The 512-nt window shown below is 51.2% G+C and carries 1 pseudogene; it reads left to right on the forward strand.

What is annotated here, in order from left to right:
* Positions 1-512: pseudogene (locus tag Q1A73_RS24470) on the forward strand (hypothetical protein); the annotation flags it as partial.

Here is a 512-nt window from a genome sequence, read left to right on the forward strand (position 1 = left end):
GAAACTGGGGCACAAGGACCACAAGGTATTCAAGGTATACAAGGAGAAACTGGTGCGCAAGGACCACAAGGTATTCAGGGTGACCAAGGTGTAACTGGTGCACAAGGACCACAAGGTATTCAAGGTATACAAGGAGAAACTGGTGCGCAAGGACCTCAGGGTGATCAAGGTGTAACTGGTGCCCAAGGACCGCAAGGTATTCAGGGTATACAAGGAGAAACTGGGGCACAAGGACCACAAGGACCTCAGGGTGACCAAGGTGTAACTGGTGCACAAGGACCACAAGGTATTCAGGGTATTCAAGGAGAAACTGGTGCCCAAGGACCGCAAGGTATTCAGGGTATACAAGGAGAAACTGGTGCGCAAGGACCACAAGGACCTCAGGGTGACCAAGGTGTAACTGGTGCACAAGGACCACAAGGTATTCAGGGTATTCAAGGAGAAACTGGTGCGCAAGGACCACAAGGTATTCAGGGTATACAAGGAGAAACTGGTGCGCAAGGACCACAAGG

Source organism: uncultured Aquimarina sp. (assembly GCF_947492115.1).
Lineage (GTDB): Bacteria > Bacteroidota > Bacteroidia > Flavobacteriales > Flavobacteriaceae > Aquimarina.